The organism is Flavobacterium silvaticum (genome assembly GCF_012911565.1).
Lineage (GTDB): Bacteria > Bacteroidota > Bacteroidia > Flavobacteriales > Flavobacteriaceae > Flavobacterium > Flavobacterium silvaticum.
The window spans coordinates 152,361-170,712 of sequence record NZ_JAAMPU010000103.1 but is presented as its reverse complement, the minus strand read 5'-3'; the positions used below and the strand labels follow the sequence as shown (position 1 = coordinate 170,712).

The 18,352-nt window shown below is 44.0% G+C and carries 18 protein-coding genes; 17 read left to right on the top strand and 1 reads right to left on the bottom strand.

Features of this window, described 5'->3' with window-relative positions:
- Positions 1-30 precede the first annotated feature (30 nt).
- The 17 genes from G6047_RS07840 (at position 31) to G6047_RS07765 (ending at position 16,673) form a co-directional block, all read left to right on the top strand.
- Positions 31-669, top strand: a complete 639-nt coding sequence (locus G6047_RS07840; RefSeq protein ID WP_169527045.1) for a hypothetical protein — start codon at positions 31-33, stop codon at positions 667-669.
- A 632-nt stretch (positions 670-1,301) separates the two neighbouring features.
- Entirely contained in the window at positions 1,302-1,661 is a 360-nt protein-coding gene (gene rplS / locus G6047_RS07835; RefSeq protein WP_169527044.1) for a 50S ribosomal protein L19, read from the top strand.
- 599 nt (positions 1,662-2,260) lie between these two features.
- On the top strand, positions 2,261-4,483 hold the full coding sequence (locus G6047_RS07830) for an NADP-dependent isocitrate dehydrogenase (RefSeq protein WP_169527043.1): 2,223 nt from the start codon (positions 2,261-2,263) through the stop codon (positions 4,481-4,483).
- A gap of 401 nt (positions 4,484-4,884) precedes the next feature.
- Positions 4,885-6,000, top strand: a complete 1,116-nt coding sequence (locus tag G6047_RS07825) for a helix-turn-helix domain-containing protein (protein ID WP_169527042.1) — start codon at positions 4,885-4,887, stop codon at positions 5,998-6,000.
- Positions 6,001-6,119: 119 nt separating this feature from the next.
- A complete protein-coding gene (locus G6047_RS07820; protein ID WP_169527041.1) occupies positions 6,120-8,486 on the top strand; it encodes a TonB-dependent receptor in 2,367 nt (788 codons plus the stop codon).
- A gap of 3 nt (positions 8,487-8,489) precedes the next feature.
- Entirely contained in the window at positions 8,490-9,305 is an 816-nt protein-coding gene (locus G6047_RS07815) for a DUF4249 family protein (RefSeq protein WP_169527040.1), read from the top strand.
- 27 nt (positions 9,306-9,332) lie between these two features.
- Entirely contained in the window at positions 9,333-10,199 is an 867-nt protein-coding gene (locus G6047_RS07810) for a sugar phosphate isomerase/epimerase family protein (protein WP_169527039.1), read from the top strand.
- A 46-nt stretch (positions 10,200-10,245) separates the two neighbouring features.
- Positions 10,246-11,514: an FAD-binding oxidoreductase gene (locus G6047_RS07805; RefSeq protein WP_211165405.1), complete on the top strand. Its 1,269-nt coding sequence runs from the start codon at positions 10,246-10,248 to the stop codon at positions 11,512-11,514.
- Between the two features lie 6 nt (positions 11,515-11,520).
- Positions 11,521-11,715 (top strand): hypothetical protein, encoded by a 195-nt coding sequence (locus tag G6047_RS16715; protein WP_211165404.1) that lies wholly within the window; start codon positions 11,521-11,523, stop codon positions 11,713-11,715.
- 54 nt (positions 11,716-11,769) lie between these two features.
- Positions 11,770-12,435 carry a thiamine diphosphokinase gene (locus G6047_RS07800; protein WP_169527038.1) on the top strand — a complete coding sequence of 222 codons (666 nt, stop codon included), beginning with the start codon at positions 11,770-11,772 and terminating at the stop codon, positions 12,433-12,435.
- Positions 12,436-12,602: 167 nt separating this feature from the next.
- A complete protein-coding gene (locus tag G6047_RS07795) occupies positions 12,603-13,184 on the top strand; it encodes an NUDIX domain-containing protein (protein WP_169527037.1) in 582 nt (193 codons plus the stop codon).
- Positions 13,185-13,213: 29 nt separating this feature from the next.
- A complete protein-coding gene (locus tag G6047_RS07790) occupies positions 13,214-13,657 on the top strand; it encodes a hypothetical protein (protein ID WP_169527036.1) in 444 nt (147 codons plus the stop codon).
- Positions 13,657-14,163, top strand: a complete 507-nt coding sequence (locus G6047_RS07785) for an endonuclease V (protein WP_169527035.1) — start codon at positions 13,657-13,659, stop codon at positions 14,161-14,163. Before G6047_RS07790 ends, G6047_RS07785 begins: the two co-directional genes overlap by 1 nt.
- Before the next feature lie 95 nt (positions 14,164-14,258).
- Positions 14,259-14,834, top strand: a complete 576-nt coding sequence (locus G6047_RS07780; protein WP_211165403.1) for a Crp/Fnr family transcriptional regulator — start codon at positions 14,259-14,261, stop codon at positions 14,832-14,834.
- 78 nt (positions 14,835-14,912) lie between these two features.
- Positions 14,913-15,620: a CPBP family intramembrane glutamic endopeptidase gene (locus tag G6047_RS07775; RefSeq protein ID WP_169527034.1), complete on the top strand. Its 708-nt coding sequence runs from the start codon at positions 14,913-14,915 to the stop codon at positions 15,618-15,620.
- 82 nt (positions 15,621-15,702) lie between these two features.
- The gene (locus tag G6047_RS07770; protein WP_169527032.1) at positions 15,703-16,146 is read left to right on the top strand and encodes a DMT family transporter; all 444 of its coding nucleotides are present in this window, start codon (positions 15,703-15,705) and stop codon (positions 16,144-16,146) included.
- The gene (locus tag G6047_RS07765; protein ID WP_169527030.1) at positions 16,146-16,673 is read left to right on the top strand and encodes a GNAT family N-acetyltransferase; all 528 of its coding nucleotides are present in this window, start codon (positions 16,146-16,148) and stop codon (positions 16,671-16,673) included. Before G6047_RS07770 ends, G6047_RS07765 begins: the two co-directional genes overlap by 1 nt.
- On the opposite strand, the gene G6047_RS07760 is transcribed toward G6047_RS07765, so the two are convergent.
- A complete protein-coding gene (locus tag G6047_RS07760) occupies positions 16,667-18,331 on the bottom strand; it encodes an alpha/beta hydrolase-fold protein (protein WP_169527029.1) in 1,665 nt (554 codons plus the stop codon). The two genes, G6047_RS07765 and G6047_RS07760, sit on opposite strands and share 7 nt — an antisense overlap.
- Positions 18,332-18,352 lie beyond the last annotated feature (21 nt).

Below are 18,352 nucleotides of genomic sequence, written 5' to 3'. Positions count from 1 at the left end.
GGTTCGTATCTTGGCCAAAAATCCGAACTAATGAAAAAACAAATCAGCTTTTTATTTTCTATTTTTTGGTGCCTGCTTTGTAGCGCCCAGGATATACAGGTTACACCAAAAGGTGTATATGCCGAAATCAATGTGGAAAAAGACAATGCGGCCGGAACAGCACTTCTTGGTGATGATGCCGTACAAAAAGAAAAAGCCGCCAAGCAAATCCTTGAAAAACCGAACGATTATAATCCAGGGGTTTTATATGCCTTATCAGATTATTTGTTTTCTGCGGATAAAAAAGACGATGCGACCTTCTGGTTCTATGTCGCACAGTTGCGGGCACGCATAGACGCTAACATTTGTGCGGAAGAATCGGCGAAACAAGCTGTTGGTGTATTGAACCAGACTTTTGGCCCGACGATAAATGAATATGCTTTTAAAGACAAGGCAAAACTGGAAACAACCGTAAATCGGGTGGTTGATTTTGTTATGAAAAATCCGGAGAATTATGACCGGCGCTGGATCAACCTCTATGGCATGGGCGCTATGATGTCTGGCATGGAAGGAGCGGAAAAAGAAACACAGGCTCCCGTATTGAGCCACCCAAAAAATGAATGGAACAGCATACGGGAAAAGACCATAAAGGACTATTATGATGGTTTTGTTTCGTTCGTAAAGAAATAAAAAACGTAAAGCTTCTGGATTTGCTGATTGCTTAGCCCCGATGCAAGCGGTTAGCCTTTTGATAAAAGCGCACTGGTTTTGCTCCCGCGCCAAAGCGACCCACGACCCGAGGCAAGGCCGAACAGTGCGAAGCAAAAGCTCTTGGCGCGGGTTGTAAAACCGGGCGATTTTGAGGAAGCTATGAGCGGGCAGCGGGATCCGAGCTCCTGCGAACTGGCATAGCAATGTGCTGCTATTAACAATAATAGAATTTTAACAATTGATACATTTTTTATGTATCGGTAGTATTTCGTCAGAACATATCTTTGGCCTGGGGAGGGGCCAATGGTGTTCCCTACAAAATCCTGAATTGCCCTCATTACATTTTTTATGTACATTTTAGCTTCGCTCAGTTCGGCTAAAGCCTCGGGTGTTAAAATAAATAGTTTATCTATCACTTAGGTTACCTCCTTTTCCCAACGAAATGAATTTGAAACCAGTACGCCAGAACCCATTTTCAAAGAACATTTCAATTTCCTCAAATTATTAATCATTAATTATTAATTATTAACTACATTTGCGCCCACATTGACCCAACCTCTGACGATATCCGTGCATGTTGCGTTGATTTTCAAACTTTTAAATATTAAGTCATGGCAGATTTAATGAAATTCGTTCAGGACGAATTTGTAGCTAAAAAAGAATTTCCTGATTTCGGGGCCGGAGATACCATCACGGTTTACTACGAAATCAAAGAAGGCGAAAAGACACGTACACAGTTTTTCAAAGGTGTCGTAATTCAACGCAGAGGTTCAGGTAACACAGAAACCTTCACTATCCGTAAAATGTCCGGCGCTGTTGGCGTTGAGCGTATTTTTCCGGTAAACCTTCCTGCATTGCAGAAAGTCGAAATCAATAAGAAAGGTCACGTGCGTCGTGCCAGAATCTTCTACTTCCGCGAACTTACCGGTAAGAAAGCGAAAATCAAAGAAGAGAAAAGACAGAGAGCATAATTTTTTGTCCTATGCATACAGAGCCTCGGAATTTCCGGGGCTTTTTTATTTTCCAAGTTTTTTTTCTGGCCGCCTGCAAGCACCGGGCTATCACTTCTAGTTGCCTTGTCCAACGGTGATTTTGCACCAAGGCAAACGGCTTCCGGTAGTCGCCGCTTCCCTTGGACAAAGCCAACCGCCGTACTTCTGCAAGCTAACCGCTCAATCCCTGGCGGACGCGCGGAATCTGCTGTAAAAAGTGTGGGATCCAAATCCGCGGGCTTGCCCTTCCACCCTAACAAGGTACGTTTACAATAATACCCAAACTACATAAATCCTACCTCATTCAAGGCGTCAACCGAACTGTTCGGAGCAAAGCAGAATAATTCTTAAAACTGATCATTTCAATTCTCTGACTCACTTCCCTATCAAATCAATAATAAATCTTCTTGATTTTACGAATTTCCCAATTTACTTATCCAAGAACTCAAAAATCAAAAAATACATCGATTTCGCATTAAAAACCTAACCCCAAAACCTCACCCTTTCCCTATATTTGTAGCCGTGCCTTGCCGACTGCACACCGGCAAGACGTACAAACAAACCACAATAACACCATCATGTCACATACTGCAAAAATCCTTTACACCATTACGGATGAAGCTCCTATGCTCGCCACCCACTCTTTCCTTCCTATTGTTCAAGCGTTTACGGCACCGGCCGGAATAGCTGTCGAAACCCGCGATATTTCACTCGCAGGCCGTATCATAGCCAACTTTGGGGAATATCTGAAAGACGACCAGAAAATCAACGACGACCTGTCGGAACTCGGGAAATTAGCAACTACGCCCGAAGCCAACATCATCAAACTGCCAAATATTTCCGCTTCAGTCCCACAATTGAAAGAAGCCATCGCAGAACTTCAAAAACAAGGTTATGCCGTCCCGAATTATCCTGAAGATGCCAAGACCGATGAAGAAAAATCCATCAAAGCCAAATACGCAAAAGTCCTTGGATCTGCTGTAAACCCGGTGCTTCGCGAAGGAAATTCAGACCGACGTGCGCCAAAAGCCGTTAAGAACTACGCTAAAAGCCATCCGCATTCGATGGGTGCCTGGTCGTCAGATTCCAAAACAGCCGTGGCCTCAATGACCGACGGTGACTTTTACGGAAGCGAAAAATCAGTTACCGTCAAAGATGCGGATACTTTTACCATTACATTCGTCGCAAAAGACGGATCCCAGAAAGAACTTAAAGCCGCATCAAAGTTGCTTCCGGGTGAAATCATTGATTCATCTGTACTAAGCCTGAGCAAACTCAAAACCTTCGTTTCAAAAGCAATCGAAGAAGCGAAAGCCAGTGGTGTTTTGTTTTCGGTTCACCTCAAAGCGACCATGATGAAGGTTTCCGACCCAATCATTTTCGGAGCAATCGTGGACGTTTTCTTTGCAGATGTGTTCGCGAAATACGCTGAAGTTTTTTCACGTCTCGGAGTCGACACCAAAAACGGTCTCGGTGACGTTTACGCCAAAATCGCAGGACAACCGGAACAGGCTGAAATCGAGGCTGCCTTAAATGCTGCTTTTGCCAACGGGCCAGCTGTGGCCATGGTGAATTCAGACAAAGGCATCACAAACCTTCACGTTCCATCGGACGTTATCGTAGATGCTTCCATGCCGGCCATGATCCGTACATCTGGCCAAATGTGGAACAAAGACAACAAACAACAGGATACGCTTGCCGTGATTCCAGACCGTTCGTACGCCGGGGTTTATGTGGCGACGATTGATGATTGCAAAAAATTCGGTGCTTTCGACCCGAAAACTATGGGTTCTGTTCCGAACGTCGGGTTGATGGCGCAAAAAGCAGAAGAATACGGATCCCACGATAAAACCTTCCAGGCCGAAGCCGACGGAACCATAAAAGTGACCAATTCAAAAGGGGAAACTTTCTTTGAACAGTCGGTCGAAAAAGGCGACATCTTCAGAATGTGCCAAACCAAAGATGCGCCAATCAAAGACTGGGTGAAACTGGCCGTGAACCGCGCGAGATTGTCTGATACACCTGCTGTTTTCTGGCTTGATGAAAACCGCGCACACGACCGCGAAATCATCAAAAAAGTAAACGAATACCTCAAGGATTTCGACACGAACGGACTCAATATCCAAATCCTGGATCCGGTTGCCGCGACAAAATTCTCCCTGGAAAGGATCCGCAAAGGAGAAGACACGATTTCTGTAACCGGAAACGTGCTTCGCGATTACCTGACCGACTTGTTCCCAATTCTTGAACTTGGCACCTCTGCCAAAATGCTTTCGATAGTTCCATTGATGAACGGCGGCGGATTGTTTGAAACCGGTGCCGGCGGATCTGCCCCGAAACACGTAGAACAATTTATTGACGAAGGCTATTTGCGTTGGGATTCACTCGGCGAATTCCTTGCCCTTGGCGTTTCATTGGAGCATTTGGGTCAGACTCAGGACAATGCAAAAGCGTTGGTACTTTCTGAAACCTTGGATCAGGCGAACGAAAAATTCCTTGAAAACGATAAATCACCGGCTCGTAAAGTCGGTCAGATCGATAACCGCGGATCGCATTTCTACCTCGCTTTATATTGGGCTCAGGCGTTGGCGGCACAGAATAAAGATGCCAATCTCAAAAACACCTTCGAACCCATCGCAAAAGCGCTGACTGAAAACGAAGCGAAAATTGATGCGGAATTGATCGGTGCACAAGGGAAGCATCAGGAAATCGGTGGTTATTACAAACCTGATTTCGCCAAAACAGATAAGGCGATGCGTCCGAGTGAGACTTTGAATTCGATTCTGTCGCAACTGAAATAAAGAATTTCATCAAATTAAGGCTGTCCTGTGTTTTCATTTCGACGACAGCAGAAATCTCAATTACAAGGGATTTCTCCCGTCGTCGAAATGACAATTATGGGCAGTTTTTTGTTTTTAACCAAGAAATAATTTTAACATTTTCGGCGGATTTTCTGCCGTGACGCTATTTTAGGAATACGTAAGTTGCGTTGGGGAGGGGCCAATGGTGTCCCTACGAAATTCCAAAATAAGATAGATGCACTTTTTCTGCCTTACCCGAGGCGCCAGCCGAACTGTATGGAGCGAAGCGGAATAAGATGTTAAATTTTCAGTCGATTCACATCCTTAACGATAAAACAATTTCAAGTCGTATACGATTTTCGGCAATATGCAGTTAAGATTGCACCAACAAACAATCACGCATGGATTTCAACCTTTTGATCTCAACCTTAATCGGTGGCGGCCTCGCACTTCTGTCATTCTTACATTTGAGCAACGCCATAGCCGTAAACCGAAAAGCCAATTTCGTCTTTGGCATATTCTCCCTGCTTTGGGCGAGTTTCTGGCTTGATGAAATGGTCGACGAGAATTTCCTGGAATCGCATTTCGGGTTGTGGTTTACGCTCAAGATGGCGCAGTTTTTTGTCGGATTGGTGTTTTATACGAGTGTCCGATATTATACCAACCCCGATTTTAAATTTTCCAGAAAAGACCTTCGGATGCTGATAGCCCCCCTAATCTTCATTGGCCTGCTGCTCAACAGATATACTTCTAGTGAACTTACTTACAACATTTTATATCTCGTGATGTTTCTTGGACATTCGCTCGCATACACCTTGCTTTCGTATGCAACGGTAATTAAGCACCAGAAAAACATAGAAACCTTTTCTTCGAATACCGAATCGATCGACCTGAAATGGATCAAATACATCACCTATTCGTTCATAGTCACGTTGCTGGTCGTGATTGTCTATAACATCTTCCGGTTGCGTCAGCCGCTCAACGTTTATATCAATTTCCATTTACTCGTCGTGGTATATCTCGTCGCATTTTATTCCGTACGTCAGAAGGAAATATTTCCGAGAGGCTTCGTGTTTGAAACCGATGAACCATTACTTCCCGATACTGGAGAAATTCCCGCAAAAAGTAAAAAGCTCATTGACGACACGAATCTGGATGACATAAAATCCCGCCTGATTTCAACCATAGAGAAACACGAACTCTATCTCGACAGTGAATTGAATCTTTTGAAACTAGCCGATAAAATGCAGCTTTCGACCCATCAGCTTTCCTTTGTCATCAACAACGGCATAGGTGAAAATTTCTTCAATTTCATCAACGGCTATCGGGTCAAAAGAGCAGAGGAATTGTTGACCGATCCAAAATTCGACTACCTCACCATTGTGGCCATAGGATTCGAATCCGGTTTCAACTCCAAGACCTCATTCAACACCACATTCAAGAAAATTACCTCGTTCACCCCGACCGAATTCAGAAGAATGCGTTCGACTTTATCGGAACTCAACTTAACAAACTGACGAACAATCAAATGCACCAAGAGAATAAGTTGTTCGATTCTATAAATCGGAACACCTAAGCGGCATGAGGCAGTACATTTGCCGCTTTCACAATCATCATCATCATCAACCCAACATTCATGAAAAACTGCCTTATCTGGCTCTTATGCCTTTTTGCCGGACAGCAAATCCTGGCGCAACAATTCACACTTTCCGGAACTATTTCAGACAGCTCGAACAACGAAACCCTCATAGGTGCAAGCGTGTATGTCGTGGAAACGAAATCCGGTACCACGACCAACGAGTACGGATTTTACTCCATCAGCCTTCCACCCGGAACGTACACCGTAAAAATCACTTACGTCGGTTTTCTCGACCAACAGCAAACGGTCACTTTGAACAGCAATACGCGTCAGAATTTCAAGGTTTCTTCCGACAGCCAGCAATTATCGGAAGTGGTGGTTTCTTCCGATAACCCAAAAACCAACATCCGCAAACCGGAAATGAGCGTCAATAAAATGACCGTTGCCGAAATTAAGCGTATGCCTGTGGTTTTGGGTGAAACCGATGTGCTTAAATCAATCCTTTCGCTTCCGGGCGTTACGAATGCGGGTGAAGGTGCTTCGGGTTTCAACGTCCGGGGCGGTGCCGCAGACCAGAACCTGATTCTGCTCGATGAAGCTACCGTTTACAATTCCTCACACCTTTTCGGGTTCTTTTCGGTGTTTAATTCAGATGCCATCAAAGACCTCAAATTGTACAAAGGCGGCATTCCAGCGAGATACGGAGGACGCGTGTCATCGGTACTTGAAATCTACCAGAAAGACGGCAACAGCAACGAATTCCATGCAAGCGGCGGCATCGGTTTGATTTCGAGCCGATTGATGGGGGAAGGCCCAATCGTAAAGGAAAAAGGATCGTTCCTTGTGGCCGCACGCGCTTCGTATGCGCATTTGTTCCTGAAGCTGACCGATAACGACAACTCCGCTTATTTCTATGACCTCAACACCAAACTGAATTACAAGCTCAACGACAATAACAATTTGTATCTGTCGGGATATTTCGGGCGTGACGTAATCGACATCAACGACAATTTCAATAATAAATACGGGAATACGGTTCTCAACTTAAGATGGAACCATTTGTTTTCAGAGAAACTTTTTTCGAACCTGTCACTCATCTACAGTGATTATTATTACGGGCTGAACCTTGATTTCATTGGCTTCAACTGGGATTCGGGAATCAAGAACTACAACATCAAATATGATTTCAAGCATTACCTGTCGGACAAATTCAAATTGTTCTACGGATTGAATGCCATTTATTACGATTTCAATCCGGGAGAAATTACGCCGTCCAACGAAACATCAGGCGTCATTGCACGTACGCTGGAACAGAAACATGCTTTCGAACCCGCCATTTACCTCGAAGCCGAACAGGAACTCGGTTCCAAATTCACCGTCAATTACGGTTTGAGATACAGCCTTTTCTACAGATTGGGCGCACAATCCTATAACCTTTATGCCAACGACCAACCCGTCGTGTACAATTCCGAACTCGGCCTATACGAAAAAGCCGACCCGATCGGAACGCGGGAATATTCAAAAGGAGAAACCATAGCCCATTTCAATAATCTCGAACCTCGCGCTTCGGTGGCTTATGAAATTACTTCGGACCAATCGGTCAAAGCGAGCTATAACCGCACGACACAATATTTGCACTTGATTTCAAATACGAGTTCGCCGACGCCTTTGGATGTTTGGGCGCCTGCCGATAATTATCTCAAGCCTCAGATACAGGACCAATATGCGCTCGGTTATTTCCGTAATTTCAAGGATGGGGCTTATTCACTTGAAACCGAAGTATTCTACAAAAAACTAAAGAACCGCGTCGATTACATCGATGGTGCCGACCTTATTGGAAATGACGCGATCGAACAGGTCGTACTTCCGGGCCGTGCGCGTGCGTATGGGCTCGAAGTCCTCGTTCGGAAAAATTCAGGCCGATTGAACGGTTGGGTTTCCTATACGCTTTCCAGATCGGAACAACAGACGCCTGGCGGAAATGCTTCCGGCCCGGGAATCAACGACGGCCAATGGTATAAAACCGGTTATGACAAATTGCACAATCTTGCCGTCACGGCATCTTATAAATACACCGAGAAGTGGAGTTTCGGGGCCAATTTTGCCTTGCAATCGGGTCAACCGGCCACGTTCCCGAATGGACAATACGAATACCAGGGCATAATCGTCCCGAATTACGGTCTGAGAAACGAAGAACGGCTTCCGGCTTATCATCACCTTGATATTTCAGCGACCTATGTGGGAAAACCTCAAAAGAAGAAGGGTTGGCAGAGCGAATGGGTTTTCAGCATCTATAATCTGTATAACCGCATGAATTCGGCGTCTATCTCTTTCCGGCAGAATGAAGATACGGGCGCGAACGAAGCGGTCCGATTGTCCATTTTCGGGATCATCCCAAGTGTAACCTACAATTTTAAATTCTAAGCCATGAACAGCATCAAATATATACTGGCAAGTCTGTTATGCGTCTCGTTATTCTCTTGCGAAGAAGTCGTCAGCGTAGATCTCGAAACCGCGCCACCTCGATTGGTCGTCGACGCAGGAATCGACTGGATCAAAGGAACCGACGGCCATCACCAGGTTGTCCGGTTAACCACAACCACCGGATATTATGACACGACAATTCCCGTAGTTTCGGGTGCGATCGTATCGATCACAAATGCTTCCGGAACTACATTCGAATTCACCGAAGATTTGGGAACCGGAAATTATGTATGCGATAATTTTGTTCCGGAACTCGAACAGACGTATGTGCTTTCGGTCGTTTACCAAAACGAAATCTTTACCGCAACAGAAACATTGCACAGTGTTCCGGATATTTCCCATGTCATACAGGATAACGACGGTGGTTTTTTAGGCGATGAAATTGAAGTCCGCTTCTTTTTCCAGGACGATGCCAATGTAGAAAACTATTACTACGTGCGTACCGAAGCGCCGGTGCTTGCCTTTCCGGAACTCGATACCTTTTCTGATGAATTCTTTAACGGAAACGAATCGTTCGGTTTCTTTTCTGACGAAGACCTCGAAGCCGGACAAACCGTTAGCTTCACATTCCATGCGGTTTCGCGACGTTATCACGAATACATCCGCAGGCTTATTGAAAATGCCGGAGGCGGTAATCCGTTTGCGACAACTGCCGCTACGGTCAGGGGAAATCTGATAAACACCACAAACGCATCCAATTACGCACTCGGATATTTCCGGGTAAGCGAAGCCGATACGCTGGATTATGTGGTAGAATAGCTACATTAGGGTTATCAAAACCCTTTTATGCAACGCCGATCGTTTCTTCAGACACTTGCATTAGGTGCAGCATCTATGTATGTTGCACCTTCTTTTGCATTTCCCGGTACAACTAAAAAATCACTTGGAATGCAACTCTACACGGTTCGGGATGCGATGTCCAAAAATCCGGCTGAAACACTCCAAAAAATCGCGAAACTTGGATTTTCCGAAGTGGAATTATACGGTTACGAAGCCGGAAAGTTATTCGGACTATCGATTCCGGAATTCAAAAAAATGCTCGCCGATGCAGGTCTCAAAGCCGTGAGTTCGCACCACATGCTCGGCCAGCAAAGCCAGGCCAAAGGAACATTGCTTTACGGATGGGAAAAAGCGGTAGAAGACATGGCAGCTTTGCAGGTTGGATTTATGGCCTGTGCGTGGCTCGATCCGTTGGAACGCAATTCAGAGATCTATCGGAAATTACCTGAAATTCTCGAAAAATGCGGTCGTATCTCTAAACCATCCGGAATACAACTGGCCTATCACAACCACGATTTTGAATTTGAAAAGCTAGGCGAATCGACGGCATACGATCATATCATCCAGAACACATCGCCCGAATTCGTTGCCATGGAACTCGATTTATACTGGATTTCAAAAGCAGGTTTGGATCCGATAGCTTATTTCGACAGCTATCCGGGTCGTTTCCAGTTATGGCATGTCAAGGATATGGCTGCCGGAACCCAAATATTTACCGAAGTCGGCAACGGAACCATAGATTTCGACAGAATCTTCAAAGCACGCGACAGAGCCGGCCTCAAACACTGGTTCATAGAACAGGACGAAAGCACGTGCGATGTTTTTGAAAGCCTTACGATGAGCCGCGACTATGTGCTCGGGAAAAATTATTAATTATTTTTATTGCTAATTATTTATTGTCTGGCTGAAGAATCTGCAAATGAAGAAAAAGCATTATTGGCTCATCGGATTGTTGGCTCTGCTGCTGTTCTTCGCCGTTCCCGTGATACACGTTTTGAAGACAAAATGGTTCGAATCTGATCAGCGGATACAAACTCCAAAAGGATATGCCAATGATGTCAGCGAGCTCAACCTGACTAAAGTCGACACGATAATTCCGGTCGCAAAAGATAAAGATGAAATTGTAAGCCAACTCAGGTCTATCTTAAAATATGCTCATAAAAACAACCTAAAAATCTCAATCGCCGGTGCACGCCACAGTATGGGCGGTCATACCATTTACCCGGATGGAATCGTGCTTAACATGCTTCCGTATAAAAATATCGAACTCGATACGGTTGCCAATGTCCTGACCATTGGTTCCGGGGCACTTTGGGAAGATGCGATTGCCTATCTCGACAAGCACGGAAAATCGGTTGCCGTGATGCAGGCATTCAGCTCGTTTTCCATAGGCGGATCGATGAGCGTCAACGGACACGGCTGGCAAAAGGAATCGCCTCCGGTTTCGTCAAGCGTCCTTTCGTTTACGCTGATGGACGCCAAAGGAGAAATCCGCAATTGCAGCCGAACCGAAAACCCGGAATTATTTAAACTGGTGCTTGGCGGTTACGGGCTTTTCGGGATTATCCTCGATGTGAAATTGCATGTGGTCGATAACATCAGTTTGCAGTACAAATATGTCAGGCTAAATGCCGATAATTATCTGAAGAACTACAGGAAATTTGTAGCCGATAACCCAAAAGTGAAGCTTGTCTTTGGCCGGTTGCGTGTTTCCGACAAGCATTTCCTCGAAGATGCGACGCTTAATTTCTTTGAAGAAGTTCCTGTTAAACCAATTCCGCTGGCCAATCAACCGGAAGATGACAACGAAACCAAACGGCTGGTTTTCCGCAGCAGCGTCAACAGCGAATATGGTAAAAGATTGCGTTGGGATTTGGAAACCGGAATGAACAAAGCAGGCAAATTCGTGAGTTTCACCAGAAATGAATTACTCAACGACCATGTCTCATTGATCGAAAACAAAGACCCGAATTCGACCGATATTTTACAGGAATACTTTATCCCCGAACGCAATCTGGATCAATTCATCGAAGACATGAAACCCATTTTGAAACGATCGAGATGCGATTTGCTCAACATTACCGTCCGTGGCGTAAAAAAGGACAGCGATTCATTTATGAATTATGCACGGGAAGATGTGTTTGGCTTTGTACTTTTGTTCAATCAGAGAAAAACCGATGAGCAGTAGAAAGACATGAAGCAACTGACAAATCAATTGGTCGATGCCGCAATCAAAAACGGCGGGACGTTCTATTTGCCTTACCGATTGCATATCGACCGCAATAAAATGCGAAAATCGTATCCGCAAGCCGATGCTTTTTTCGAACTCAAAAGAAAATACGACCCCGAAGAAATCTTCAGCAACAAATTCTATGAACATTATAAATAGATATTGCTTGTCATCAGTCGGAATAAATAATAACAATAAAAAATAATCAATAATTTGTCTTCCCACCACATAGTCCGAGACGACCAGGAACCCGCATTGATCATAGCTAACGGCGAAGCCTGCAGCATGGAATTACTCAACCAGCTTTTGGAATGGTCGCCTTTTGTAGTCGTGCTCGATTCGGCGATCGAACGTGTGGCTGCATTGAATATTAAGGTCGATGTGTTGCTGGGTGATTTCGACCACAATTTCACACCGGACGAATTTTCATCGCTCCAATTCCCCATCGAAATTATACACACACCGGATCAGGATAAAACCGATCTGGAAAAAGCCATCGATTTTCTCATCGACCGGAAATTCCCTGCGGTAAACATTGTATGGGCGACCGGAAAACGGGCCGATCACAGTATTTCTAACATGACCAATATTGTCCGTTTCCAGGATAAGATCAAGATTGTGATGCTCGACGATTATTCAAAGATTTTCCGTTGCCCGGACAAATTTGAGAAGTGGTATACGAAAGGCAGCCCAATCTCGTTGATTCCTGTGGGAAAAGCCGGCGGTATCATGACGCAAAACCTTAAATGGGAGTTGACGGATGATGAATTGATCCTCGGATACAAATCGGGGAATAGTAACGAGGTGAGCGAAGACGGACTGGTCAAAATTTCCTACACAAGCGGCGATTTGCTACTGATGGAATGTTATGATTTATAATACCGATTGCCTGCCCCCGATTGACGTGGAAAGCTTTTACATATTAAAAACCTGTGACTGGCGTGAAAGCGGGGCGACCAACGGAAGCCACGAAGGCGCGACCAGAAACGGTCTTTAATTGGAAAACTTGAAGCAAAAAGCGGGAAACCGGCCCTGAAAAACAAACTATGAAAGATCCTAAAATTACCATTGAGCGTTCAGATTTGCTTTCTGACAATCATTACATCCTCAAAAAATACAGGTTCAAATATGAATTGGGCGATATAAACGAAACCCAGACACGTGAAGTGTACGATCGCGGGAATGGCGCATCTGTATTGTTATATAACCGCGACTATAATTCGGTTATCCTGATCCGGCAATTCAGGCTTCCTACGTACCTCAACGGAAATAAATCCGGAATGCTCATAGAAGCATGCGCCGGTTTGATGGACGAAGATGATCCGGCAAAAACCGTTATCCGCGAAGCCGAAGAAGAAACCGGTTATCACATCGATAAAGTCACCAAGGCCTATGAATGCTATATGTCTCCGGGAGCCGTGACCGAAATCCTGTACTTATTCGTCGCCGAATATACTAAGGAAATGAAGCAAAGTGCCGGCGGCGGATTAGATGCCGAACACGAACACATCGATATTATTGAAATGCCGTTCGACGAGGCAATGGCAAAGATTGCTAGCGGCGAAATTTGTGATGCCAAAACTGTTATGTTACTGCAGTATTTGAAGCTCAACGGGTTGATGGATTGACCTACTGAATCCGGAATTAAACCAAGACAATGAAAATAACACACGGAAACCTGGTATTCGATTTCACTTTTTCAGAAAGTGACAACAAATATATCTGCCAGACCTTTATTGGAAAGCACGAAGTCGAGATCATAATAGATAAGGAATTGTTTGATAAGCATGGCAAAACAAAGTTAGCCGAATCTTTCACGCGTATCATTTCCCTTAATTTCGACAAGATTGTGGAAAAGACAGAAATCTGGACTAAAAACCTATACGACGAAGTCATATCATTTGAAAGTGAAGATGGTTTTTTTGAAAAATTGGTTCTCATCACACTTATTGATGTGGAAAATGGTTCCTCTTTTAAATTTGAGGCAGAGATACCTTTCTTTTCCAGAACCAATAAAGTAATGGATTTCAATCATAGTTACACGGTACGTTTCTCTTCTATCTATGACACCATTTTTATGAACGGAATCACACGCGAATAATGATAGCAGCCGTCGATACCTATTATTACGGGAACAAAGCCAGGACTGTAGCCATCGTTTTCAGGCATTGGGAGAGTGGCGATTTTGAGGGGCATTATATCGAAGAAACAGAAATATCAGCCGAATACGTTCCCGGGGAATTCTACAAAAGGGAATTGCCATGCATTTTGAGCATCCTGAAAAAAGTGGACATGGATGCGATCGAGGCGATTGTGGTTGACGGGTACGTGTTTTTGGATGACGATTCCAAGCTTGGTTTGGGCGGACATTTATACGAAAGCCTTCATCGGAAATATCCCGTCACAGGTGTGGCCAAAACGAATTTCGTATCTGTCAAAGACAAAAAAAAGGAATTGTTCCGGGGCGAAAGCAAAAACCCGCTTTACATCACAGCGATTGGAATCGATCTTGAAAATGCCACTCAAAATATATCGCATATGTCCGGCGAATACCGGAATCCGAAACTGCTGAAGCAACTTGATATGCTGACGAAACAAATCGGGTAATGACACATCCTGCCATTCGACCGCAAAACCACTATGTTGGCTACGCATTTCAAGAGGAAAGGATCGAGGGATTAATAATATGATTGTGGCTAATTATGGAACCTACACCTGAAAAAGTAAAACAAATCTTCGATCCTTATTATATAGCCGATCTTACTGTATGGGCCGAATTCTCGAAGAATCTGGAAGTCAGGATTTTTCAAAAAAACGAAATCATCAAAGAATATAACACCTCGGAAAAATACATCAACATACTTATTTCCGGCTCTGCGGCACATTTCGTACTGAATGACGCAAAGGATATTTGCATCAACCTGTTTTACGAGAAGCAGTTTTTCAGTGATTATTTGTCGCTGCTTACCCAAACGCCAACCGTAATCAAAACGGAATGTCTTGAAGATGCAGTAATCTGGTCTATCAGTCATACCGAATTGAACAAATTGTATTCAAGATCGGCTACCGGTCTTTTTATAGGAAAGGCGATTTCTGATGTGATGTTCATCCGCAAGCAATCGGAACAAATAAACCTGCTGACACTCACGCCCGGCGAACGTTATTCAAAGCTGATAAAGGAACGTCCGGAAATTTTCCAACGGACTTCCTTAAAGACAATCGCTTCTTATTTGGGAGTTACGGCCGAAAGCCTGAGCCGCATCAGGAAAAAACAATAGTATTTTTATTTCTTACCCAACGTCAAGAACTATCCCGATGCTGCCTTTTACTTTTGACAAAAATAAAAACACAAAACCATGAAATCAAAAGTGAACATTCCCTCCATTGCACTCTTTTATATCGTTGCAGTTGCATTAAGATATCTGACGAATAAAACAGAAATCCTTGACATTGTTTCAAACGACTATCTCAGGCTGATACTACACGGAATCGGGCCGGCCGTTGGTGCTATAGTGGTTTTTATAGCTTTTAAGATAAAACCCGTCATGTCACTCAAGGGAAATTATAAGAAATTGATCTATCCGTTTGTACTGTATTGGATGTTACCCATTGTACTAATTTGTGCTTCTGCCTATTTCAAAGACGGAAGTTTCCCGGTAATGACCGTGCTTTCCATTTTGATTTACGGATTATTGGAAGAAATAGGCTGGAGAGGATTTTTACAACAGGAATTGAAACCTTTGCCGCTGCTGCAAAATGTGCTCATCGTTGCCACGCTTTGGTTTTTGTGGCATTTGAATTTTGAATTCAGCACTTCCAATCTGGTCTTTTTTGGAATTTTGGTCCTGGGAAGTTGGGGAATCGGGAAAGTTGCCAATACTACTAATTCACTCATGGCTGTTTCCGCTTTTCATTCACTCAATAACTTTTTCGGGGAATTGAATACAATCAAAACGGTGATTCTCATTACGCTGCTTGCAGTTTGGATCATTGGTTTGATGTATCGGAAAAAACAAGCTGCAAAAGCCGCCGAAAGACAATTGCAGCAACAAAATCTGCTTTAAAGTCCGGAAGAGATTTGGATTTGAGGAAAAACAATTCCACTTTTGGTTTGATACAACTTGTCAATCCATCCAAACAGCTATCATGAATAAACTCATCTGGATTTTCCTCGCCCTGCTTTCAGGCGCCTTTTTGCCTATTCAGGCCGGACTCAATTCGAAACTCGGAAAAGCTGCCGAAAACCCGGTGTATGCTTCCATGTTCTCCTTCATCGTCGGAGCCGTGAGCCTGATCCTTTACATTCTTGTGACGCGCCAACAGGTTTCATGGGCCGGAATCCGCGAAGCACCGTCTTACGCCTGGATTGGCGGATTGCTCGGAGCGTTTTATGTGACGGTAATCATCCTTGCGTTTCCAAGGCTCGGACCAGGCTTGACTTTCGGATTGGTCGTTGCCGGACAAATGATCGTCTCCATGTTATTGGAACATTTCAACATTCTCGTCGCCCAACAGAACCCAATCAATTTCATGAAAGTCATTGGTGTCGCTTTGGTCATTGCGGGCGTGGTCATAATCCGAAAATTCTGATGGAGATAAACTGGCAACCTGATTTCCTGGAAAGCGATATTGTTTCGCTTGTGCCGATGGATGCAACGGACTTTGAAGCTGTCTATGTGGTCGCTTCCGATCCACTGATCTGGGAACAGCATCCGGCAAACGACCGATACAAACGCGAGGTTTTCCAAAAGTTCTTCGACGATGCGATAAACGGAAATTCATCATTTAAGATCATTGATAAAATCAGCGGCCAAATCATCGGCTCGACACGCTATTATGATTTTGATGCTGATAAAAAACAAATCGCCATCGGTTACACCTTTCTAGCTAAGGAATTCTGGGGCGGAACCTACAACCAATCGGTCAAAAAACTATTGATCGATTATGCCTTCCAATTTGTAGATGCGATAGTGTTCCATATTGCACCGATGAATTTCCGGTCGCAGCAAGGCACGATGAAAACAGGTGCGAAAAAAGTCAGGGAAATCACCAAAAACGGAAATCCGAGTTTTGAATATGCAATTCAAAAAACAGACTGGAAAAACCTGGATCAATAAGTTTTGAGCCGGTTTTCCAATTCATCCATATCCGAAATGGAAAAGTAAATGTTCGGTTTGAAATTTTTCCTGCAAAACGCAATCGCCTTTTTTGCTTTGGCTTTCTCTATTTTATTTTCCGTGCAGATATTTGCGATCCAATGCCGGAAAAACAATTCGTTTTCCGGCTGGATTACAATGGCTTTTTCCATAAAACCAATCGCTTTTTCAGGTTGTTTCAGAGCCGAATAGACTTCCGCGACATTTGCCGAATGATGCCTGAGCCCGGAAAGTTCGGTTCCGTTTAGGTACGCTTCGTAGTTTTCAGCCGCTTGTTTCCAGGACTTCATCCGATAAAAATCCCAGGCCATGTCCAAATGGGAAACTGTATGTTTTTTGCTCGCAACAGCCAGCCATTCACTATACTTTTCAACGTCCGCTCCGCGCACAATTTGTTCTTTTATGCAATCATATAAATTATCGGTATCTTCTTGCATATTGACATCGATACCATAATCTGCCTTTATTTTTTTGGAATATGAAGTCAGGTAATCTTCCAGCCTCATTCGGTCTTTCAATACGTTCTGATCAAAATCTTCAAAATTGCCATACGCCGGAAAAAGCTGCAACAATCCGTCGATTACAGCACTTTGCGGAAGGCTTACATGAGTCGCATTATACCCTTTGGCATCGAATGAAACGACAAAAGAATCGTTGTCTTTGAGCAAGGCTTCAGGTGCTTCTTCCGTCCCGAAATCCTTTTTGCCATACGCCAAAAAATAGCTCTTTCCATTATTTTCCGGCGACTTTAAAAACGCATCGATATCCGCAATGAAATTCGGCGTGCTATACATCGACATGGCGATAATACCACGGAACGGATTGTGTTTCCGAAGCATCTGGCGCGACACGAAATGAGCTGTGTTCGAATGCCCGACAAGTGAAAAATATCCTGAAACCGAATAGTCTTTTTCAAGCAGCGGCATGACTTCTTTGGTCAGGAAAAGGCTTAATTTTTCAGATCCGGGATTGAAAATATTTTCAGCAATTTCTTTGTTCATCCCAAAATTCGGATTCGTCTCAAAACCCCGGTTGTTATGGTAAACGCCAACAACAATGCATTCCGGAATGGTGTTGTTCGATGACAGGCTGTTCGATGTATCTGCAATAAGGTCAAATAACGAATAGCCGTCAAGAGCCACTATAACCGGATATTTCTTCTGGCTGTCGTAGTTTTTTGGCAACCGGATTTTCATGATCCGGTCTTCTGATGGAAAATACACCGACTTCAAATGACGGATTTCACTTGTAATGATACGCTGATCAAAAGCGATCGAATTGTGCCAGCCTTTGATTTGGTAACGAACCGTATCGGCAGGTTTGAGCAGTTTGAGATTAGATTCGTCATCAAGCGAAGTCAGTACCGCCTGAGATTCCCAACTGCCTTGCGTAAACTTGAATTCTGCCGGAAAATCCAACGGAACTGAAATCATACGTTGTGTTTTACCCGATGCTTCGAGTTTGATTTTTTTCGGATCCCAATTCCCCAGGACGTCCTGGTTTCCGGTAATGTAAACCTCATCGGCAGCATTGGGAACATCTACAATAAGGGTAACTTTATTCTGGGCCGACAGTACAATCGACATGAACGCAAACAAGACAAAAGACACAATTTTCATACGATAGATTTGGTGTAAAAA